The organism is Phyllobacterium sp. A18/5-2 (assembly GCF_025452215.1).
In the GTDB taxonomy this organism is placed as follows: domain Bacteria; phylum Pseudomonadota; class Alphaproteobacteria; order Rhizobiales; family Rhizobiaceae; genus Phyllobacterium; species Phyllobacterium sophorae.
Genome location: NZ_CP104966.1, coordinates 2,824,390 through 2,842,902 on the forward strand (window position 1 = coordinate 2,824,390; position 18,513 = coordinate 2,842,902).

Sequence of the window (18,513 nt, forward strand, 5' to 3'; positions counted from 1 at the left end):
GTCGTTCCGGAAAACCAATGGAAACCAAAGCCAACTATATGCTCGTAACGGTTTTCTGCTTGGTGGTATGTCTCCTTGCATTCGGCTTCTTTTACTGGATCGGCCGCTACGGCGAGACGCGCGAAACGACCACGCTGGAGATCCGCGTTCCAGGATCGGTTACCGGCCTCGCAGCAAAAAGCCCGGTCTATTTCAATGGTTTGAAGGTCGGGGAAGTACGTCGTCTTTTTGTCGATCTGACCAATCCAGACGCCGTCATCGTCCAGACTGATATCGACTTGACCACACCGATCACCCGATCCACTGTCGCCACGCTGGCATTTGAGTTACTCGCCGGGCGCGCCTATATCGAGTTGAAAGGCGGCAAGGCCTATGAGCCGAAATTGCTGGAAGAGGCGGAAAAGGAAGACACAGTCGCCCGTATGGATATTGATCCAACATCCTTGAAGACGCTGGTCGAAACCGCGCAGGACTGGATTGAGCGGGTCGATCAGGCGACGGCTGCCACGGAAAAATATGTGGCCGATACCAGGGGGCCGTTTATGGAAAGCATCAAGCAGGCCAAGGCCGCGACCGACCGGCTTGCGGCCAGCACTGGCTTGATCGATGACTATGGCCAGAAAGCGCGAAGCGCCGCAGACGTCATGGAGGACGCACGCGAGGTGATCGCACGCGTCAATTCTGCTTCGGTCAAGATCGATGACGGCCTTGCCAGGGCCGACAAACAGCTATCCAATGACAAGGACAGCATTGTGAGCGAAGTCCAGGCCAAGCTTCGATCGTACCAGGTGCAGGCAAAGGATCTCAACGCTCAACTCGTGGCCGTCATGAACAATCTCGCCAACCTGACCGGCGACAAACTTCGCGAGGCGCAGAAGTTTGTTTCCGCCAGCCGCCGTTCTGTTCAGCGCCTTGAAAGAGGTGTTTCGGACATCGAGGATAATCCGCAAAAACTGATTTTCGGTAGCGATAACAAAGTTCCGGAATACGAAGCTCCGCGCTAAGCGGATTGTCAGGAAGCGAAATACATTCCGACCAGATAGCTGGCTATGGATATCGCAAGCAAGACGGCCGCCAGCGGCCAGTAGAGATAGGCTTTGAATTCATTGTCGATTGAGAACGCGCTTTCGTCATTCGACTCGTTAAATGTAGTTGCCGCGGGGTTTCTCACCCTCTTGATCAAGCCAGTATACGACACAAGCAACTACCTTCCGAACTGACGGCCCAAGTACAAAACGATCGGTATGATGATCAAAAAGATTATGAGGTAGCCCCAAATCGAAGTGAGATATGGCGTGTAATCCCCTTTTTCCTTTCTGTCATCCTCCTCTTCCATTGGTGCCTCCCTACATCTGCCAATGAAAACAGTGATTAAGAGGACTTTGAGCCTAGAAATACATGCGGCTCAGGTCGCATCAGGCCACAGCGGCAGTTCGAAAACAACTCAACAATTCAGGCTATAGAACTAGCTCGAAAGTTCGAAAATACCATTAACCGCCGGGAGCGCAGGGATGCTTAGCGCCGCCAATGGGGCGTTGCCTGGTATGCAAGCAAAGCAACCACGATTATGGCGAGAATAAAATCAAGATCACGCATATCCGTAACCTCACCGATTTTTGAGGGGATATTGTATCGCCAAACAGCCAGACGCGCAAACCGGTGCAGCACAGTTAACCTGTGCGGCAAGCGACGTCGCAGCGCTGTCCGGCGCTTGGCCGGCTAATACGGCTTGGCGAATTCAATCGCCAATTATGCGGTATGTTGCTTAAACCGGCGGTGCGTAAATCCACCTTTGGCACGTCTCAGTATATCCGAAAGCTTATTCGGGCTGGACGGCTTCTTTGGCATTTCCTCGCGGACTTTCTGTAGTATTTGCGGCGTCGCGCAGCTTGCATTATGGGGGGTATGAAGCGTCACGTCTCCCATTTGGTCACTCCCTGGAGAAGAGCAATACCTCCCGGTCTATACCGGAAGGCCGAAACCTAACAATTCGCTAAGCTGATAGGTGTACGCCTAGTTTCGCGTTTATTCAACTGAGATTGATGCTGTCCGCTTCGGGATTGCGGTTGTCTGATGATCAAACTGCCGTGAGAAGGTGTACTAGGCGCACTATCCTTTATCTTATGCCGCTAAAGTACGGAGCGGATGAAAGCGCCGGAGAGAAAGATACGCGGCAAAGACAAACAGCACGAGAACTACACCCTGCACAACCGCAAATGGCGGTTCAGACCCCGTCGGCGCAAGGGCATTGAACGCCGGTATCTTTTGAAACGACTGAACAACCAGCACGAAGACGTTCAGATAAAGCGAGACGATTGCGCTCACCACATAGATCCAGCGGCAGGCGCCGGCGAGGCGGCAGACGTAAAGCGCGATGATCGCCGTGATGAGAAAGACCATGGAGATAATCCCGAATCCGATAGCCGGGGTAAAACCTCCGAACGGAAACAGGAAGCCCGTCACGCTCGTACCGACGGTTGTTATCAGAAAGATCAAGGTCCAGCCTTCTTTTCTGTCGGAAGCCAGCATACCCGCCAGAACAACCAAGCCGGAAACGATACCAATCAAGCTCAGAATCACGTGGAATAAAGTAAACGGTGTCATACCCAAGATCATGTTGATGCCCCCAATTGCATTGCGTTCGATTCCATTTGGAGTCGGATGATCAATACGAAACAACGTTTAAAGCCCGTTGTAAATCGGTCATTTCAACAAGCAATCATATTGTTCGCTGCAAGAATGTCAGTATTTCTCGTGTGGTCACCGAGCGCCAAATTGCACGCACAATGGCCAATTGTGCGAGGAGCGGCGGAAGCTGCAGCTGGCTGGGCGGCAGTGGCTCTCTTTCACCCAGTACGATGACTTAACCAGCGCACTTCCTGCGGTCGATAGACCGGCCCATGGAATCGACCTGCCCCTGCAATGCGCCAGCCTTCTTTTGATTGGCGGTGCGATAGTCGGGTAGAACTGGCCCTAAACCGGTAATGACGTTTGGCTCTTGATAGCCGGCGCCATTTGTCAGGCGGCTGATTTCGGCGGCAGCCTGGTTGCGTTGTGCAACAAGTGCCGGACACTCGACCGTGTCATAACGCAGCGACGAAATTTTCTCACTGTCGAGCTGGCCCTGAATATTACCGCAACCGGTGAGCAGGGCGGTGAGCATGATCACCTGGAGGTGCCGTTTCGTCATATGTTCAATGTCCCCGGTCGCGCAGTGCAAAATCCCAAATCGGATTTGGTTTTCATGGTGGGACATGAATGGGCCAATGGCGCTGCTTTGGCAAGGTCGATCAGAAAAATGTCGAGTGAGATTGCGGCCGGATCTGCCTATGCCTTCTTCATGGTGACTGCGCATATCGTGCACTTGAAACTACGGAGTATGCAGCAACACCGCGAATCTGCGCGTCGCGTCAGAATCGCCAGCATCAATCGATGAGAAGAACTCGGATTCTGCCTCGATCCAGCGGAATTTTCGACACACTGATGACGTGCCGCGAGGGATCATCAAGCACGACGCAACGATGATAGTAGGTGGCCAGATAGCGAATGAGGCTCGAGCCTTGATCCGCGTGATACCAATCCGGCGAAAGCACCGCATGGATCGGCACCCCTTGCGCCATTATCTCGGTCATGGCCAGGCAGGCAATCGCCTCATACCCTTCGATATCGATCCAGATCAAGGCAACTTCATCCGGCGCAATGCCGGTATCCTGCAAAATCGTACTGACCGTGCTCATTGCAGTTCTGACCATCAAATCAGTACGCTGCTTGATACTGCTTCGCTGCCTGTCTTCTCGATTGACATAGAAATTCGTCATGCCGTCGATGATGCCGACAGCACATGGAAGGCAGCAGACAACGTCCGTCAGCTCGTTCTCGTCCATTTTTCGTTGCAATGCTGAAAAATTGTCCGCTTCCGGTTCGACAGCGACGACAAGCGCAAACGCGCCGCACGTGGCGATTTCCACTGTTTGCACGCCGGATCCTGCGCCCAGTTCGAGCACGGTTGCGTTTTCCCGGAATACGCCCGCGGAACGAAGAATACGGCAAATGCTGCCGACATAGCTGGGCTGCGGGATATCGGGACCGACGTCATCGCCATCAATAATATTCAAATCGCTTGGGGAGGCGTTTCCCAAAAACGGAAGCTGCGGCAATTTCACGAAGGGCCGGAAAGTCAGGAAGCCGCTCAAACGCTTGACTGCATCAGTAAGAAGGTTCGGCCGGGGCTCAAATCCGGCGCGCTCAAAATAAGACATTGAAATAAGGTCCAGTTCAAAAAATAAATCGGATAATATGGCGTGATGCTAACCCGCGTAACTCCAGCAGTCAAACCGCCGCAACGCGATCATTTTGGGCTGTGACCGGTTGACCGGCCGGCGATTCGGCAATTATTCCGCTTGCCTATCTCCCCTGACCCTTTGTAGAGAAACAAATAAAACGTTTAATATTCAACAATATAATCGAGCATATCAATGCAATGGATTAATAATGAACGTTAAAACTATAGCTAAAACTCGATTTAATCCCATATGTCTAGTTAAATAGTATGGTATCGCAGTTTGCGCTTGCTGAAACCGCCATTCCGCCCTTATGATTCCATTTCCGGGAGCCCCCGGCAGTGCGACGAAAGAGTGAGGAGACAGGAATGCCTGGTTTGCTGCACCCACTTCATGACGGCCATGCGCCTATCATATTGCATAATGCCTTTCAGGACGCGATTGACGCCTTGGAGGATTGGGAACTCGGTAACGATGAACCCGTAATTGACGTCAATGACAGGCAGGTCGCGATCAGCACCGTGTTCCGGCGGCTGTGGACGTGCACGGATATTCTTCCGTCACGCACGCTCGATGTCGTCGAAGATTTGTTGCCATTGCGCTCGGCCGAGTTCAAGGCGGGAACGTCGACCTATGCCGACGCCGCTCACAGTCTCTGGCAGTTGTGCCTGCAAAAGCGGGCCGCCAGCCATGAAATGAGCCAGTAAGGTTCCTATGCGAGTTTAGTGTTCACCCGCCGGCCACAAACCGGCGGGTGAACCATTTTGCAATCAGCCGTCGTTTTTCTGCAGCCAGTCTTTCATCTGTCTGATTTCACTTTCCTGGGCGGCGATGATTCCTTCCGCCAGTTTGCGGATTTCCGCGTCCTTGCCGTATTCGAGTTCGATCTTTGCCATATCGATCGCGCCCTGGTGATGCGCGATCATGCCAAGCACGAAGTCCCTGTCCGGCTTACCGGTGAACGTGATCGCCATATCCGTGTGCATCTTGGCGTTGGCTGCAGCAAATGCCTTCGACGAAGCACTCTGATCACCGGCTGGCGCGGCTGTCATATCATGCTTCATGGTCTCATGCGACGTGTGGTCCTGTGCCATGGCTGTCGAGGCGAGGGCGACGGCGCAGATCAAGGCTGCGCTGTGAAGCAATGTCATTCTCATTGTCGTGATCTTTCCATGGGCCAATAATCTGCGCGCAGGTTCGGGCCCGGCTCACCTGTGCGTGAAAACGAACGAAGACACATCAAGGACGGGGAGGCCGCGGAAGGGGCTTGGGTGCTTGCGCAACGAGCGGCAACGCGTTGCCGCGCGGGATGAAGGTCTTGGGTTGTTCGGTGACCAGTGCCTGAAGCGGGACTGCAGGTACCCCGATACAGGCAGCGCACATCGTGGGATGCTGCTGTTTGGCAGCTCCAGGGCAATGGTGCTGTTGGCCCGCACAGGCACGGGCATGGTGCATTTGGATCGCTGCCGGTAAGGCCTCAGCCGCAACGGCATTGTGCGGATCGATTGCTGCGGCCAGACCGCCGGGTGCCGCCAGCACGGGCACCCACCCTATGCTTAGTGCGGCCAGAAACGCAATGATTGCGGCAAACCTGTTCATTGGGCCTTCATAGCAAGGACGATGCCCGGATTGAAATCACCTTCTGTTCATTTGAGTTCTAGACTGCCTTGGCGGCGGCAAGTGCATTTTTGATATCGGCGATCAGGTCGGCTGTATCCTCAAGACCGATCTGCAGTCAGAATCAGCGGGCCGGCATAGTTCTGTCCCGTAATGACCCTGCCAACCAGATGGACATGCAGAGCGAGGCTTTCATAACCGCCCCACGAATAGCCAAGGCCGAAAATTCGCAGTGCGTTCAAGAATGCATGTGCCTGTTTTACGCTGCCGTCGATAACAATGGAGAACACGCCGCCGGCGCCACTGAAATCGCGTTTCCACAATGCGTGACCAGCGTGGCTTTCAAGTCCGGGATGCAACACTTCGACAACGCCGTCCTGGCCTTCCAGCCATTTGGCGATTTCGAGCGCATTCTGCGCATGCCGTTCCATGCGCAGTCCCATGGTGCGCAGACCGCGCAGGATCTGATAGGCATCATCGCCGCTCACGCAAAGGCCAAGCGCCGTATAGGCAGCATCGAGCTTCTTGAAGCATTTTTCGTTGGCGGAGATCGTGCCCATTAAAATGTCGGAATGGCCGGATGGATATTTTGTCGCCGCGTGGATCGAGATATCGACGCCAAAATCCAGCGCCTTGAAATAGATTGGCGTTGCCCAGGTGTTGTCCATCATGACGATTGCCCCTGCGGCATGCGCCTTTTCGACAATGGCGGGAATGTCCTGGACTTCGAACGTGTTGGACCCCGGCGATTCAGTGAAGACGACGCGGGTGTTCGGCCGGATCAGTTTTTCAATATCTGCCCCGATCAGCGGATCGTAATATTCGACCTCGATACCGAACTGCTTCAGCATCGTGTTGCAGAAGTGCCTTGTATTGCCGTAGCAGCAGTCAACCATCAAAAGGTGATCGCCCGGAACGAGGAAGGCAAGGAGGGGAACTGTCACTGCCACCAAGCCGGACGGGACGAGGAGTGTTCCGGCTGACCCCTCCAGCTCGTCGATCGCGCGGCAAAGCGCGTCTGTTGTCGGCGTCCCGTGCGTCGCATAGGTATATTTCTGCTTGTGGCTCGCCATGGTTTCGGCGTCGGGAAACAATACGGTCGACGCATGAACGACGGGCGGATTGACGAAACCGTGATAGTCGCGCGGGTCATAGCCACTATGGGCAAGCCTGGTATTGATACCAAGTTTCGCCGGTTGCTTATCCATGAGGTCGTCTCCACATCTTGTATGCACTGGGAGAAGTCGATAATGCCACCGCGTGCCGGTTGCAACAGGAGAGAATGTTTGCTGACTCGGAATGAGAAGATGACGAAGACAGCTCAAGCGCAATCCGCTTTGCGGCGCGCTGGCCGTTCCATTGCGCGTTTTCTGCGTCGCATGCAGGTTCCCGCATATCCCGGTTCGCCGCCAGCTTGGACGAACGGCATGTCCATGGCCGCTGTCCTGATCTTCTTCCTGATCCTGCTGCTTCATCCTTATGATGAACCGCTTTCGCGAAACCTGTCATCCTATGGTCCGCTGAGCCGTGTGCGCCACCTGACCGATATTGGTCTGTCGCAATGGTATCTCATCCCGGCTTTTGCAATTGCCGTGTGCCTTATCGGTATCGATTGGAGCAATATCGCCCGGCACAGACGCATCCGATTCGGTCTGGTCTATGCGCAGGCCACGTTTGCTTTCTGGGCAATCGCGTTGTCGGGGATTCTGACGAATATTGCGAAGTTCCTCATTGGCCGTGCCCGGCCGAAGTTTATCGATACGCTGGGGGCAACCAGTTTTTCCCCGCTTGAGGCGGGATATAACTTTGCCAGTTTCCCGTCCGGTCATTCGACGACGATGGGTGCCGTGGGCGCCGTCCTTGCCCTGTGGTTTCCGCGCTGGCGCGCGCCGGTCATCCTTGGCACAATGTTCATCGCATTTACCCGCATCATAGCGCGCGCGCATTATCCGACTGATGTGTTGGCTGGGTACACCGTCGGCTTTCTGTGCTCGGTGGCGCTTGCCAGATTCCTGGCCGGACGCCGTACGGCATTTCTTTTCGACGGGACGCGATTCTGGCCGACTTTGCGTTTTCGCGAGCGTTTTTGGCGGCCTGAGAGCAATCTGAACAAGAAATAATCGAAAATTAAGCCCCGGTGCAGCCGCGGAGAGCTTCGTGATGCAATATTGAGCAAAGATTATCCCTTGACCAAAGAGACAGAATGGCCTTCGATGCAGGCGTGAATGGGAGAGGTATTGGACCCTTTTCGGGGTGAGGGGTTACCCGCCAATATCGAGTTTTCCTCTCTGGGAACTACGGGCAACAACCAAAGGGTACATTTGTGATGAAAAATCTTGTTTTGAAGGGCGCGCTGGCTGCCTCGGCGCTGGTTCTCCTGGCGACCGCAGCCTCTGCTGGTACACTTGACGACGTCAAGAAGAAGGGCTTTCTCCAGTGCGGTGTCAATACCGGTCTCCCGGGATTTGCGTCACCGAACGATAAGGGCGAATGGTCCGGGTTCGACGTCGATTATTGCCGCGCTGTCGCTGCTGCAATTTTTGGAGATCCAACCAAGGTAAAATACACCCCTCTGTCAGCGAAGGATCGTCTGCCGGCTCTCCAGTCCGGTGAAATTGACGTGCTGATCCGTAACACCACCTGGACGCTGAGCCGCGATACGCAGGGCTTCGATTTCACGGGCGTGAATTATTATGACGGCCAGGGCTTCATGATCAATTCGAAGAAGCTGTCGGGTATCAATTCCGCTCTGCAGCTGTCGGGGGCTTCCGTTTGCGTGCAGGCCGGCACCACGACTGAGCTGAACCTCGCCGATTACTTCAAGTCGAACAAGATGGAATACAATCCGGTCGTGTTCGAGAAGGTTGAAGAGGTCAACGCGGCCTATGATTCGGGACGCTGTGACGTATATACGACCGATCAGTCTGGCCTTTATGCTTACCGGCTGGCGCTGTCGGCACCTGCCGATCATGTTGTGCTTCCGGAGATTATCTCGAAGGAGCCGCTGGGACCCGTCGTTCGTCAGGGTGACGCACAATGGGCCGACATTATTCGCTGGACGCATTATGCGATGCTGACGGCAGAGGAACTCGGCATCACCCAAGGCAATGTCGAAGAATTGAAGACGAGCGACAACCAGGAAATCAAGCGCATTCTCGGTCAGGAAGCCAACACCAAGCTCGGAACGGACCTCGGCCTGACCAATGATTGGGTCATCAACATCGTCAAGGCCGTTGGCAACTACAGCGAAGTGTTTGAACGTAACATCGGCTCGGGCAGCCCGCTCAAGATTGCGCGCGGCATCAATGCGCAATGGAGCAAGGGCGGTCTGCAATACGCAATGCCGATCCGCTAATCGCTCAAGCGATAATCAGAGAATCGGGTGAGGGGGCTTCTGCCCCCTCCTCTCCAAAAAAACAAATAATAATAAGAACAAACGTTTAAAAGAAACGAGGGGTTATGGCATCGCAGGATATTACGCCTGTCGGCAGAGACAGCGCAAAAGCGTCACTTTTGTACGATCCGAAATTTCGCGGTTATATTTTTCAGGCCGTGACCGTCCTTGTGATTGCGGGTCTGGTCTACTGGATCGTCAACAACACCATTGCCAATCTGCAGCGCGCGAACCTTGCATCGGGCTTCGGCTTCCTGGATGGGCGAGCCGGGTTCGATATCAGCAGCAGTCCATATCTGAGCTACACGAGCGATTCGACCTTTATCAAGGCTTTGTCAGTCGGCATCCTCAACACCCTGACGGTTGCCGTCGTTGGCATCATCACGGCAACAATCATCGGCTTCATTGTCGGGATAGGTCGCCTTTCGCACAATTGGCTCATTCGCAAGCTTTGCACCGTCTATGTCGAGGTGTTCCGCAATATCCCGCCCTTGCTGGTCATTTTCTTCTGGTATCTGGGGGTCTTGTCGGTTCTGCCGCAAGCGCGCGAAAGCATCAAATTGCCATTCAGCACGTTCCTCAACAATCGAGGCTTGTTTTTCCCGGCACCCGTATTCGGTGAAGGCGCCTGGCTGGCGGCTGCAGGTCTCATTGCCGGTATTGTCGGGACTTTCCTCGTTCGGCGTTGGGCATACAAGCGGCAGATGGCGACCGGTCAGCAGTTTCCGGTTGGCTTGACGGCGCTCGGCCTCATCCTCGGGCTTCCGCTCCTGGCTCTGATTGTCAAGGGTTTCCCGATTTCATTCGACTATCCGGTTCTGGGCGCGTTCAATTTGAGGGGCGGCACGCTGATTGGTCCGGAGTTCATGTCGCTCTATCTGGCTTTGTCGTTCTATACCGCGTCGTTCATTGCCGAGATTGTCCGGGCCGGCATTCGCGGTGTCGGCAAGGGCCAGAGCGAGGCGCCGCACGCACTTGGATTGCGGGCGGGACCGACGACGCGGCTGGTAGTGGTGCCGCAGGCGATGCGCATCATCATACCGCCGCTCACGAGCCAATACCTCAACCTCACCAAAAACTCCTCCCTGGCGGTCGCGATCGGCTATCCTGATCTCGTTGCTGTCGGCGGGACGATCCTCAACCAGACTGGCCGTTCAATCGAAGTGGTGGCCATCTGGATGGTCGTTTATCTCAGCATCAGCTTGCTCACATCCATCTTCATGAATTGGGTAAACGCCAAGATGGCACTGGTGGAGCGCTGATCATGGATAACAACCTCAGTTTCGTCCGTACCGAAATGCTCCAGGGCCAGACCCCGCCGCTCGGCGAGAGGGGTGCCATCCGGTGGATGCGCATCAATCTCTTTGCCACGCCGCTTGATTCTGGCCCTGACTCTTCTGGCCATCCTGGCGCTCGCCTGGTTTCTGCCGGGTATGATAAACTGGCTGTTCGTCAATGCGGTATGGTCGGGACCAGATCGATCCGTCTGCTCGACAGTAGCCCAGGGCGGCATCCAGCCAGACGGCTGGTCCGGCGCCTGCTGGGCCTATGTGAACGCCAATTTCAACCAGTTCATGTACGGTCCCTATCCAATGGACCAGCACTGGCGCGTCAATCTCGTCGCGATCATATTCGTTTTGCTGTTGATTCCACTGCTCATCCCCAAAGCACCCTACAAGGTGCCGAATGCGGTCGTGTTTTTCTTCATTTTTCCGATTGTCGCGTTCATCCTCCTGGTCGGTGGCTGGTTCGGCCTCCCTTATGTCGAGACCTCGTCATGGGGCGGCTTGCTCGTCACCCTGACACTTTCCTTTGTCGGCATCTCCGTATCGCTGCCGCTTGGCATCGTGCTGGCACTCGGGCGCCGGTCCAGGATGCCGGTGATCAAGATGCTCTGCGTCATCTTCATCGAAACGATCCGCGGCATCCCGCTGATCACGGTCCTCTTCATGGCGAGCTACATGCTGCCCCTGTTCCTTCCTCCGGGCGTATCCTTCGACAGGTTCTTGCGCGCGTTGATCGGCGTGGCACTTTTTCGCGTCGGCCTATATGGCCGAGGTGGTGCGTGGCGGACTCCAGGCCATTCCAAAGGGGCAATATGAAGGTGCGGATTCCCTTGGGCTCGGCTACTGGCAGAAAACCGGGTTGATCGTCCTGCCACAGGCGCTGAAACTGGTGATTCCCGGTATCGTCAATACGTTCATTGGCCTCTTCAAAGATACGAGCCTCGTGACGGTGATCAGCATGTTCGATCTTCTCGGGACGGTGAAGCAGCACTTCTCCGATGCGAACTGGATCTCTCCGCAAACGCCTATATCCGGCCTGATCTTCGCCGGTTTCGTCTTCTGGATTTTCTGTTTCGGTATGTCGCGTTATTCCATCTTCATGGAAAACAGGCTCGATACAGGACATAAACGCTAAGGAGTATTCCTACCATGACAACCGAAAACGTTGTTGATCCCAATGAAATCCACGTCGACCGCTCGCTATTGCATGTCTCCAAGACAGACGTAGCCGTCGAAATCATCAACATGAATAAGTGGTATGGTGATTTTCATGTCCTGAAAGATATCAACCTGAAGGTGATGCGCGGTGAGCGTATCGTCATCGCCGGCCCGTCCGGCTCGGGCAAGTCCACCATGATCCGCTGCATCAATCGGCTGGAAGAACATCAGAGCGGCAAGATCCTCGTTGATGGGATTGAACTCACCAACGATCTGAAGAAGATCGACGAGGTGCGCCGCGAGGTCGGCATGGTGTTTCAGCACTTCAATCTTTTCCCGCATCTGACCATTCTGGAAAATTGCACTCTGGCACCGATCTGGGTGCGCAAGATGCCGAAGAAGAAGGCCGACGAGATCGCGATGCACTATCTTGAGCGCGTCAAGATCCCCGAGCAGGCCAACAAGTATCCGGGCCAGCTTTCCGGCGGTCAGCAGCAGCGCGTGGCGATTGCGCGGTCACTCTGCATGAACCCGCGCATCATGCTGTTCGATGAACCGACATCGGCGCTCGATCCGGAGATGATCAAGGAAGTGCTGGATACGATGGTTCAGCTTGCCGAAGAGGGCATGACCATGGTCTGCGTCACCCACGAGATGGGCTTCGCCCGTCAGGTTGCCAACCGGGTGATCTTCATGGATCAAGGCCAGATTGTCGAGCAGAACGCCCCCGCGGAGTTCTTCGACAATCCGCAGCATGAGCGCACCAAGCTGTTCCTCAGCCAGATACTGCATTAGGTTTTTTCTGGCAGCATAAATATAGCGGTGGCCCTCGCGGCCACTGTCTTTTTCAGATTTGATTTTCAAATTTTAACGAAGTCATTTTTAATAGAGATTTCATGACCGAAAATCTTCAAGAAACTACCCGCGCGCAACGTGACGAGTTTATTGCAGCGGAGAAAGTACGAAGTAACGAAATCCAGAAATACGTGGCCGCAGCAATCGACAGGCTGTCTACTGCTGTCGCTGTCGTGGGTTTTCTCGGCCCTATTGTCAGCATGGCAAACTCCGAAATTGATCACAGATCATCTTTTTACATTGTGCAATCAACCATCATGACCAGCAGCGTGGTTCTCTCGTACGGCCTCCATTTATATGGTAGAATCCAATTGACACGAGGATTGGAATAATGTGGGCAGATGCACTTTTCATAATACTTTGGATGACGTTTGTCAGCGTTGGCGCGATTTTGGTTGCCCGGCATGAATTCAATCAGAATGAAAAGGAAACGAAGGCGCGCATCGCTGAAATCGACCGCAAATTCAAGCGCCGTGCCGCAGCTGCAGAATAATCCACGCTATTTGTTCTCTTTCTCCGCATCATATCCATAAAGCCAATCAAAGCCCTTGACGAACTTCTCAACGGGCCGGTTGCGCAGGAGAATGTTGCGTGCCACGGCCACCGGCCCTTTGGCGTGATAGGCGAGGTGATTCAAAGCGCCGCGCCTCACGACCGCGCCGACACGTTTCGTCCGAACCTTGCTGAACTGCTCAAGCGCCGATGGCCACATTGTGCCGTTCACACTCAGTGCGGAGGCGAGCGCGCAAGCGTCCTCGATGGCCATGGCGGCACCCTGCGCTGCATAGGGCGTCATGGCATGGGCGGCATCGCCGATCAAAACCAGGCGGTCTTCGATCTGAAACCGGCATTTCTTCATCTCGAACAACCGCCAGGCAGTCCAGGGCCGGGCGATGAGCATCACGTCGTGGATGCCTCGGTGCCAGCCAGAAAATTCCCGGATGAAATTCTGGTTGAGGCTATCGGGATTGGTCTGCACGTCCCAGCGGCGGCCATTTTGCCGGTCGGGCGCAACAGCAACAAAATTGATCATCTGCCCGGATCGGATCGGATAGGCGATCAGGTGGGCGTTGGCGCCTGTCCAGGCCACGACATTCGTTCCTGGGGGCAGGAGCGCCTTGAAGCTTGCTGGCAAATGCTCGACGGCTATGGATGACCGCCATGCGACGGTGCCGGTATAGCGCGCGCGCTCCGCATCCGACGTGGCGGTACGCATGTTCGACCAGACGCCATCCGCCCCGACAAGCAGCGCGCCCCGGTGTTCCTCAATGCGGTCGTGATACTGTACGCGCACAAGAATCCCGGCGGCATCGGCTCCATGCTGGGTCACGGCCGATTGCAGCTGGATGGCGATGTTCGGGTGGCTGCGCGCTTCGTTAAGCAGGGCGTCCTGCAGGTCGGCGCGATGGCAGACGATATAGGGCGCGCCCCAGCGTTCCTTCGCCCGATTGCCGATCGGGAAATGCAGCAGCCTTTCACCGCTCGCGCCATCCTGCAGGCAAATAGCCTCCGGCTCGACGGATGAATATTTCAATCGTTCGAGCACGCCGAGCCGGTCAAGCAGCCGGGTGGCGTTGGGAGAAATCTGCAAACCGGCGCCGATCTCAGCCAGCGTCGCGCTTTTCTCAAAAATTTGGACGGCGAAGCCTTTTTTACTCAGTGCGAGTGCAAGGGTCAGGCCGGCAATGCCGGCGCCGGCAATGATGATCTGATCAGGATTGGGAACTCGCCTGTTTCGTTCTGTTTTCAGATCGATGAGCGCTGCGTTCAAGCGGCGGCCTTGTCCACGTAAATGCAACCTTCCGGAATGGTAGCGTTCGCGGCGAGCGACGCATCATAGCGATAGAGCGTTGAGCAGTAGGGGCAGACTTTCTCATTGTCATCGCCCAGATCAAGGAACACGTGCGGATGGTCGAAGGGAGGGTTGGCGCCAACGCACATGAATTCCTTCACGCCGATCGAGATGATCGCATGACCAGCGCTGTTCTGGAAATGAGGGATGCTGTGTCCAGCCATTATTCGCTCCTGAAGGCTCTTAACTCAACGCGCTCACCACGCAATTGACTTCTCTTTCGTCCCGGTTTGTATCATCCTGATTACGATTTCAAGACGATTGCTATCAAACTGTCAAAAGACTTCTCTATGGTGCGCTGTTAGGTCCGCTTTTGACGGATGTTTTTAGTTGGAGAACTACGATGAACGATCAGTCACCCGCGATTCCGGAACCTGTCGAAAAAGTCGACTTGCCGGATCTGCACACCAGTGTCGACCGTTTCGTCAATCGTGAGTTTTCCTGGTTGCAGTTCAATCGGCGCGTGCTTGAGGAAGCGGAAAACAAGCACCAGCCGCTGCTGGAACGTCTGCGCTTCCTGTCTATTTCCGCGGCCAACCTCGATGAGTTCTTCATGGTGCGCATTGCCGGACTTGCCGGTCAGGTCCGCGCAGGCGTGTCCGATCGCAGCGATGATGGACGCACTCCGCAGGAGCAACTCGAATTCGTTCTCGAGGAGGTCGGAAAGCTGCAGGCAGCCCAGCAGGTGCGACTGAATGAGCTGCGGGCTGAAATGCTCGAAGAGAATATCGAGATCGTCCGCCCGGATAGACTGACCAGGACAGAACAGGCATGGCTCGAAGATCACTTCCTCGAAACGATCTATCCTGTCCTGACCCCGCTCGCCATCGATCCGGCTCACCCGTTTCCCTTCATTCCCAATCTGGGCTTCACCATTGCCATGCTCCTCAACCGGAGCACTGACAACCGTCCGATGACCGCCTTGCTGCGCCTGCCGCAAGCCCTGAAGCGCTTTATCCAAATTCCGGACGAGGGTGGCCGTTTCCGCTTCCTCACCCTCGAGGATGCCATCAGCCTTTTCACCGGGCGGCTGTTTCCGGGCTATGAGGTCAAGGGCGCCGGTACGTTCCGCATCATCCGTGACAGTGATATCGAAGTCGAGGAAGAGGCGGAAGATCTGGTGCGCCTGTTTGAGAGCGCGCTGAAGCGCCGTCGCCGCGGCCAGGTGATCCGCATTGAGTTCGACGATGAAATGCCGGAATCGCTGCGCACTTTCGTTGCGACGGAACTTGGCGTTCCCGACAACCGCATCAGCGTTCTTGACGGCCTTTTGGCGTTGAACATGATCTCCGAGATCGTCAGCATTCCGCGCGCGGATCTGAAGTTCGTCCCCTACAATCCCCGTTTCCCCGAGCGCGTGCGTGAGCACGGCGGCGATTGTTTTGCTGCCATCCGCGAAAAGGATATCGTCGTTCACCACCCGTACGAATCCTTCGACGTCGTCGTGCAGTTCCTGCGACAGGCTGCCGCCGACCCGGACGTTGTGGCGATCAAGCAGACGCTTTACCGCACCTCGAATGACAGTCCCATCGTGCGTGCCTTGATCGACGCGGCGGAAGCCGGCAAGTCGGTGACGGCGCTGATCGAGTTGAAAGCCCGGTTTGACGAGGAAGCCAATATCCGCTGGGCACGCGATCTGGAACGGGCTGGCGTACAGGTGGTTTTCGGCTTCATCGAAGTTGAAAACCCACGCCAAGATGTCCCTGATTGTCCGCCGCGAGGAAAGCAAGCTGCGCAGCTACGTGCATCTTGGGACAGGCAATTACCACCCGATCACCGCCAAGATTTATACCGATTTGTCATTTTTCACGTGCGAGCCTGCAATCGGCCGTGATGTCGCGCAGATATTCAACTATATCACCGGCTATACGCCGCCGTCCGGCGAGATGCAGATTGCCGTTTCCCCGCTCACGCTGCGCCCTCGCATTCTGCAGCATATCGCCGAGGAGATTGCACACGCCAGGGCTGGCCGCCCGGCGTCGATCTGGATGAAGATGAATTCGCTGGTCGACGCGCAAATCATTGATGCGCTCTATGAAGCCAGCGCCCACGGCGTGGATATCGACCTTGTCGTGCGCGGTATTTGCTGTCTGCGCCCGCAGGTGCCGGGCCTATCCGAAAATATCCGGGCAAAATCCATCGTCGGCCGGTTCCTGGAGCACAGCCGGATTTTCTGCTTCGGCAATGGCGAGGGCCTGCCATCGGAAAAGGCGCTGGTGTATTTCGGTTCCGCCGACATGATGACGCGCAATCTGGACCGGCGGGTCGAGACTTTGGTTCCCATTACCAATCCAACTGTGCATCAACAGGTTCTTTCACAGATTATGCTGGCCAACCTTCTCGACAACCAGCAGAGTTATGAGTTACTGGCAGACGGAACGTCGCGCCGTATCTCACCGGCTGACGGGGAAGAGTCGTTTAACGCACAGGAATATTTCATGACAAATCCCAGCCTTTCAGGCCGTGGCAAGTCGCTGAAGTCCTCAGCCCCCCGTTTGATCGCTCATCGCAAGCGGTCAAAAAGAAGCAAGGCTGCATGATCTCGGCTGCACAGGGGCGTGTACAGGGGCGTCAACCGGCTGCTGTTATCGATATCGGTTCGAACTCGGTACGCTTGGTGGTCTACGAAGGCGTGAACCGGTCACCGACGGTTCTTTTTAACGAAAAGATATTATGCGGCCTCGGCAAGGGGCTGGTGAAAACCAAAAAGCTGAATGCAAAGGCCGTTCATAGCGCGCTTCGCGCCCTGCGCCGGTTTCGCGCGCTGGCCGATCAGGCTGGCGCGGTCTCCCTCGACGTGCTGGCGACAGCTGCCGCGCGCGAGGCGGAAAACGGCTCGCAATTCATCAAGGAGGCCGAAGCGCTGCTCAAGGAGCCGATCAAGGTCCTGTCTGGCAGGGAAGAGGCCTACTATTCGGCACTCGGCATTATCTCGGGCTTTCACGATCCAGATGGCATCGCCGGTGATCTTGGCGGCGGCAGTCTCGAACTTGTCGACGTGAAGGGCCGCACGATCGGCGATGGCATCACGCTGCCTCTGGGCGGTCTGCGCCTGCAGGATATGTCGGACGGCGACCTGACCGAAGCGGTCAGTATCGCCAGGAAACATCTGTCGTCGGCTAAGCTTCTCGCCAATGGCAGGGGCAGGACTTTCTATGCGGTCGGCGGCACCTGGCGAAATCTCGCCAAGCTGCATATGAGCGCCACGCACTACCCGCTCCATGTCATGCACCACTACGAAATCCCCTTCGACGAGGCCCAGCGCTTCCTGAAACTCGTTGCCGCTGGCGATCTCGATTACATGCGCGGCATCGAGGATGTTTCCAAGAACCGCCGGTCGCTCCTGTCCTATGGCGCTATCGCGCTTCTCGAAACCATCAAGCTGATGCGGCCGTCAAGGCTTGTGTTTTCGGCGCTCGGCGTGCGTGAAGGCTTTCTCTACTCGCTCCTGCCGGAAGGCGAACAGCTCGAAGATCCACTGATCTCGGCAGCCGACGAACTGGCCGTGCTTCGTGCCCGCTCGCCGGCCTATGCGCGCGAACTGGCCGATTGGACCGGCGAAGCTTTTGCAGCACTGGGCTATGATGAAACCGAGGATGAAAAGCGCTATCGCCGTGCCGCTTGTCTTGTGGCCGATATCAGTTGGCGCGCCCATCCGGATTATCGCGGCAGCCAGGCGCTGAACATGATCTCCAATGCAGCCTTTGTCGGCATCGATCATCCCGGCCGCGCCTATATCGCTCTCGCCAATTTCTTCCGGCACGAAGGCATTACCAACAGCGTGGCCGACCCGGAGCTTGCCGCCATCGCCAGTCCGCGATTGCTCGAATATTCGAGGATACTGGCCGCGATCATGCGCATCACCTATCCGTTCTCTGCGTCCATGGCCGGGGTTGTTCCCAATCTCTCCTGGAAGCCGACTTCCGAGGGTATCGATCTGGTGGTCAACAAGACGAAGGCCGATCTGATCGGCGACGTTCCCGAGGGCCGTCTGCAGCAGCTGGCAAGGCTTACCGGCAAGACACTGAGAATGACCGTCGGCCAATAGGCCAGCCGATGCGAGGGGCAGCG

General features: G+C 55.8%; 16 protein-coding genes and 3 pseudogenes. 11 read left to right on the plus strand and 8 right to left on the minus strand.

The window, feature by feature from the left end; genetic code table 11:
* The first annotated feature begins 17 nt into the window (after positions 1-17).
* Positions 18-1,004: an MlaD family protein gene (locus tag N8E89_RS14090; protein ID WP_262260271.1), complete on the plus strand. Its 987-nt coding sequence runs from the start codon at positions 18-20 to the stop codon at positions 1,002-1,004.
* 1,117 nt (positions 1,005-2,121) lie between these two features.
* Here N8E89_RS14090 and N8E89_RS14095 read toward each other — a convergent pair.
* The 3 genes from N8E89_RS14095 to N8E89_RS14105 form a co-directional block, all read right to left on the minus strand.
* Positions 2,122-2,679 carry a hypothetical protein gene (locus tag N8E89_RS14095; RefSeq protein WP_315975652.1) on the minus strand — a complete coding sequence of 186 codons (558 nt, stop codon included), beginning with the start codon at positions 2,677-2,679 and terminating at the stop codon, positions 2,122-2,124.
* A gap of 184 nt (positions 2,680-2,863) precedes the next feature.
* Positions 2,864-3,190, minus strand: a complete 327-nt coding sequence (locus tag N8E89_RS14100; RefSeq protein ID WP_112760654.1) for a hypothetical protein — start codon at positions 3,188-3,190, stop codon at positions 2,864-2,866.
* 235 nt (positions 3,191-3,425) lie between these two features.
* Positions 3,426-4,259, minus strand: a complete 834-nt coding sequence (locus tag N8E89_RS14105; protein ID WP_106664869.1) for an FkbM family methyltransferase — start codon at positions 4,257-4,259, stop codon at positions 3,426-3,428.
* 389 nt (positions 4,260-4,648) lie between these two features.
* On the opposite strand from N8E89_RS14105, the gene N8E89_RS14110 reads away from it, so the two are divergent.
* Positions 4,649-4,987, plus strand: coding sequence for a BRA0787 family protein (locus N8E89_RS14110; RefSeq protein WP_106664870.1), 339 nt, complete (start codon positions 4,649-4,651; stop codon positions 4,985-4,987).
* A gap of 63 nt (positions 4,988-5,050) precedes the next feature.
* Here the strand turns inward: N8E89_RS14110 and N8E89_RS14115 are convergent, their stop codons facing one another.
* From N8E89_RS14115 to N8E89_RS14125, 3 genes and pseudogenes are all read right to left on the minus strand, one after another.
* Positions 5,051-5,431, minus strand: coding sequence for a CopM family metallochaperone (locus N8E89_RS14115; RefSeq protein ID WP_262261914.1), 381 nt, complete (start codon positions 5,429-5,431; stop codon positions 5,051-5,053).
* Between the two features lie 88 nt (positions 5,432-5,519).
* Positions 5,520-5,879, minus strand: coding sequence for a hypothetical protein (locus N8E89_RS14120; protein ID WP_106664872.1), 360 nt, complete (start codon positions 5,877-5,879; stop codon positions 5,520-5,522).
* A gap of 58 nt (positions 5,880-5,937) precedes the next feature.
* A pseudogene (locus N8E89_RS14125) lies at positions 5,938-7,105 on the minus strand (cystathionine beta-lyase).
* A 99-nt stretch (positions 7,106-7,204) separates the two neighbouring features.
* Between N8E89_RS14125 and N8E89_RS14130 the strand changes: the two are divergent.
* The 7 genes and pseudogenes from N8E89_RS14130 to N8E89_RS14160 all read left to right on the plus strand — a co-directional run bounded on the left by N8E89_RS14130 (position 7,205) and on the right by N8E89_RS14160 (position 13,083).
* Positions 7,205-8,017 (plus strand): phosphatase PAP2 family protein, encoded by an 813-nt coding sequence (locus N8E89_RS14130; protein ID WP_162707241.1) that lies wholly within the window; start codon positions 7,205-7,207, stop codon positions 8,015-8,017.
* A 206-nt stretch (positions 8,018-8,223) separates the two neighbouring features.
* On the plus strand, positions 8,224-9,252 hold the full coding sequence (locus tag N8E89_RS14135; RefSeq protein WP_106664874.1) for an amino acid ABC transporter substrate-binding protein: 1,029 nt from the start codon (positions 8,224-8,226) through the stop codon (positions 9,250-9,252).
* A 104-nt stretch (positions 9,253-9,356) separates the two neighbouring features.
* Positions 9,357-10,553: an amino acid ABC transporter permease gene (locus N8E89_RS14140; RefSeq protein ID WP_262260276.1), complete on the plus strand. Its 1,197-nt coding sequence runs from the start codon at positions 9,357-9,359 to the stop codon at positions 10,551-10,553.
* 2 nt (positions 10,554-10,555) lie between these two features.
* A pseudogene (locus N8E89_RS14145) lies at positions 10,556-11,712 on the plus strand (amino acid ABC transporter permease).
* A gap of 14 nt (positions 11,713-11,726) precedes the next feature.
* A complete protein-coding gene (locus N8E89_RS14150) occupies positions 11,727-12,530 on the plus strand; it encodes an amino acid ABC transporter ATP-binding protein (protein ID WP_099999423.1) in 804 nt (267 codons plus the stop codon).
* 101 nt (positions 12,531-12,631) lie between these two features.
* A complete protein-coding gene (locus N8E89_RS14155) occupies positions 12,632-12,922 on the plus strand; it encodes a hypothetical protein (protein ID WP_106664877.1) in 291 nt (96 codons plus the stop codon).
* Positions 12,922-13,083 carry a hypothetical protein gene (locus N8E89_RS14160; RefSeq protein ID WP_162707083.1) on the plus strand — a complete coding sequence of 54 codons (162 nt, stop codon included), beginning with the start codon at positions 12,922-12,924 and terminating at the stop codon, positions 13,081-13,083. The genes N8E89_RS14155 and N8E89_RS14160 overlap by 1 nt, the downstream gene beginning before the upstream one ends.
* A gap of 6 nt (positions 13,084-13,089) precedes the next feature.
* On the opposite strand, the gene N8E89_RS14165 is transcribed toward N8E89_RS14160, so the two are convergent.
* Together N8E89_RS14165 and N8E89_RS14170 are read right to left on the minus strand one after the other, a co-directional pair.
* Complete coding sequence (locus tag N8E89_RS14165; RefSeq protein ID WP_162707082.1) at positions 13,090-14,361, minus strand: FAD-dependent monooxygenase; 1,272 nt, start codon at positions 14,359-14,361, stop codon at positions 13,090-13,092.
* Positions 14,358-14,606 carry a zinc-finger domain-containing protein gene (locus N8E89_RS14170; RefSeq protein ID WP_106664879.1) on the minus strand — a complete coding sequence of 83 codons (249 nt, stop codon included), beginning with the start codon at positions 14,604-14,606 and terminating at the stop codon, positions 14,358-14,360. Before N8E89_RS14170 ends, N8E89_RS14165 begins: the two co-directional genes overlap by 4 nt.
* Before the next feature lie 179 nt (positions 14,607-14,785).
* On the opposite strand from N8E89_RS14170, the pseudogene N8E89_RS14175 reads away from it, so the two are divergent.
* Positions 14,786-16,982 (plus strand): annotated as a pseudogene (locus N8E89_RS14175) (RNA degradosome polyphosphate kinase).
* The gene (gene ppx / locus N8E89_RS14180; protein WP_106664881.1) at positions 16,979-18,490 is read left to right on the plus strand and encodes an exopolyphosphatase; all 1,512 of its coding nucleotides are present in this window, start codon (positions 16,979-16,981) and stop codon (positions 18,488-18,490) included. The pseudogene N8E89_RS14175 and the gene ppx overlap by 4 nt, the downstream one beginning before the upstream one ends.
* The last annotated feature ends 23 nt before the right edge of the window (positions 18,491-18,513 follow it).

What these genes read in the sequence shown, in the direction of transcription:
- N8E89_RS14105 (WP_106664869.1), bottom strand. Translation starts at nt 4,259, where the DNA reads ATGTCTTATTTTGAGCGCGCCGGATTTGAGCCCCGGCCGAACCTTCTT.
- N8E89_RS14120 (WP_106664872.1), bottom strand. Translation starts at nt 5,879, where the DNA reads ATGAACAGGTTTGCCGCAATCATTGCGTTTCTGGCCGCACTAAGCATA.
- N8E89_RS14110 (WP_106664870.1), top strand. Translation starts at nt 4,649, where the DNA reads ATGCCTGGTTTGCTGCACCCACTTCATGACGGCCATGCGCCTATCATA.
- N8E89_RS14150 (WP_099999423.1), top strand. Translation starts at nt 11,727, where the DNA reads ATGACAACCGAAAACGTTGTTGATCCCAATGAAATCCACGTCGACCGC.
- N8E89_RS14115 (WP_262261914.1), bottom strand. Translation starts at nt 5,431, where the DNA reads ATGACATTGCTTCACAGCGCAGCCTTGATCTGCGCCGTCGCCCTCGCC.
- N8E89_RS14100 (WP_112760654.1), bottom strand. Translation starts at nt 3,190, where the DNA reads ATGACGAAACGGCACCTCCAGGTGATCATGCTCACCGCCCTGCTCACC.
- N8E89_RS14090 (WP_262260271.1), top strand. Translation starts at nt 18, where the DNA reads ATGGAAACCAAAGCCAACTATATGCTCGTAACGGTTTTCTGCTTGGTG.
- N8E89_RS14135 (WP_106664874.1), top strand. Translation starts at nt 8,224, where the DNA reads ATGAAAAATCTTGTTTTGAAGGGCGCGCTGGCTGCCTCGGCGCTGGTT.
- N8E89_RS14140 (WP_262260276.1), top strand. Translation starts at nt 9,357, where the DNA reads ATGGCATCGCAGGATATTACGCCTGTCGGCAGAGACAGCGCAAAAGCG.
- N8E89_RS14160 (WP_162707083.1), top strand. Translation starts at nt 12,922, where the DNA reads ATGTGGGCAGATGCACTTTTCATAATACTTTGGATGACGTTTGTCAGC.
- N8E89_RS14170 (WP_106664879.1), bottom strand. Translation starts at nt 14,606, where the DNA reads ATGGCTGGACACAGCATCCCTCATTTCCAGAACAGCGCTGGTCATGCG.
- ppx (WP_106664881.1), top strand. Translation starts at nt 16,979, where the DNA reads ATGATCTCGGCTGCACAGGGGCGTGTACAGGGGCGTCAACCGGCTGCT.
- N8E89_RS14130 (WP_162707241.1), top strand. Translation starts at nt 7,205, where the DNA reads ATGACGAAGACAGCTCAAGCGCAATCCGCTTTGCGGCGCGCTGGCCGT.
- N8E89_RS14155 (WP_106664877.1), top strand. Translation starts at nt 12,632, where the DNA reads ATGACCGAAAATCTTCAAGAAACTACCCGCGCGCAACGTGACGAGTTT.